We start from the raw sequence: 2,269 nt of genomic DNA on the forward strand, positions 1-2,269 counted from the left end.
TTGGACATAAGATCACCTCTTTTATATAATTAGTTAATCAGGTATTTATTTTTTACCTTTCCAAGTTTTATACAATCTCTTGCATAACTTGCCTTCCTAGTTACATTATATAATATTTCATGCTAAATGTAAAACATTTCATACACTAACTTCTTCTGCCCTTCATAGTGTAGACTTTACCCTTGGAGCAGTATACGGAGTATGCTGTATATTCCTGGTCGCTGTCTTTATCATACTTCATTTTCTCAACAACCTCATCCTGATTCCAACACCTACCATATCCCTTGAATACCATTGATACAATCCCTTTGCCTCCAGAGAAGGATGCCAATTCCATTGGATAATCCATTGATGTTGATACAGGCACCTTTCCAGCAATTACTGAAAACTCACCTTCATACAGGGGAGGTTCAACTATTCCCTTCATATTAATCATGTCCATCATTACTCTTCCTGAAAGTTCCTTTTCCACTCTTATTGAAAAGTCATAAAAGGGTTCCAACAGTACACATTCCCCTTGTTCCAAACCATGTCTAATGGCTCTAAAAGTTGCTTGCCTGAAATCTCCTCCACTGGTATGCTTTTCATGAGCTTTTCCCGATATGAGAGTTATATTCACATCGGTAAGTTTTGACCCTGTAAGTATTCCCTTTTTACAACCTTCTTCAATATTCTTTTCAATATTTCTCTGCCATCTCAAATCAAGGGTGTCGACACTGCATTCACTTGAAAAAGTAATTCCACTACCTCTTTCATTTGAACTTATCATAAGCTCAACTTCAGAGAAATGTTTATATGGTTCAAAATGACCAAAACCAATTACTTCATCTAAAATGGTCTCCAGATACAGAACTTCCGGCTTACTAAAGTTCACAACCACACTAAATCTTTCCATCACTACATGTTTAAGTACCTCAAGCTGAATAACCCCCATTACATTTATGTGAATTTCACTAAGATCCTCCATCCACAAAGCATCCATAGTTGGATCTTCTTCTGTTAATATTTTGAATATCTTAAGGATTTCCCTTGGATTCAATTTCTCATCATATACAACCTTTGATTTAAGAGCAGGTATCAGCGCCAAATCATTAAAATCAACCTCGTCTCCAATTCCTTCTCCCGTATAGGAAAGGTCAAGACCTGAAATACTTCCTATTTCACCTGCTTCCAGACAATCCTTCTGAATCCGTTTTCTTCCTATTCCAACCCAAATAGAATTTATTTTTTCAACTGATTCATCAACTATATTATGTTTTATTGAATCCTTAACTCTTATACTCCCCGCAAGTACCTTAATATAGGTTTCCTTCTTTCCATCATTATCATACCTCACTTTATATACAGTTCCTCTGAACTTTGAAGATGGATTATAATCTGTTTTAATAAAATTTTCAAGTATATCTAGAAGAATGTCCACTCCTGAATTCTTAAGTCCTGAACCACAGAGACAGGGATACATTTCACTATTTTTAATTAAAGTCACCGCAGTTTCCAACATTTTCATATAGTCTAGTTCCTGTTCTTCAAGGAATGATTCCATAAGTTCATCATTCCTATCTGCTAGAAATTCTATTATACTATCGTTAAATCCATTATCCTTAATATGGCTGATAATTCCCGAATTCCCACTTTCGTTAGTTCCTGTCTCCCCAGGTTCTGTGAAAACACACATGTCATCAGTCATTGTCTTTTTTATTTCTTCCACGACTCTATTAAAATTAGAACCTATCCTGTCCATCTTATTGATGAAAAATATTGTTGGTACTTTATATTTTCTCAACATTTCCCAAACAGTAAGTGTATGTCCTTCAATACCTTCAACAGCAGAAAGGATAATAACTGCACAGTCCAATATCCTAACAGTTCTTTCCATTTCTGAAGAAAAATCCACATGTCCAGGAGTATCTATAAAATGAAATTTAGAATCACCGTATTTAACTGTGATCTGGTCCGAATAAACAGTAATTCCACGGTCTCTTTCTATTGTGTGATAGTCTAATACTGTATTTTTATTATCAACCCTGCCAGGCTCCTTAATTGCATTAGTATTGTAAAGCAACTGTTCCAGCAATGTGGTTTTTCCGGCATCAACATGTGCAACAACTCCAACTGTCTTGTTCATTTTTATCTCCTTCACAATGTCTAAGTTCTAAATCTATACTTATATTTCAATTCAACTTAGTACATCCATTTAAACGGTATTATTTCCTTAAAATGATATCACCTGCACTTATATCAGTCAACAATCCTTTTAATTTAACAAAAA

The 2,269-nt window shown here is 34.8% G+C and carries 1 protein-coding gene; it reads right to left on the reverse strand.

From position 1 onward, the window contains the following. Window positions 1-145: 145 nt before the first annotated feature. Complete coding sequence (locus tag AC3AX0_RS07340) at window positions 146-2,125, reverse strand: GTP-binding protein (protein ID WP_487549655.1); 1,980 nt, start codon at window positions 2,123-2,125, stop codon at window positions 146-148. Window positions 2,126-2,269: the final 144 nt, after the last annotated feature.

Source organism: Dethiosulfatibacter sp. (genome assembly GCF_983023055.1).

Excerpts from the sequence above, each read along its gene's own strand:
- AC3AX0_RS07340 (WP_487549655.1), bottom strand. The coding sequence starts at position 2,125 with ATGAACAAGACAGTTGGAGTTGTTGCACATGTTGATGCCGGAAAAACC.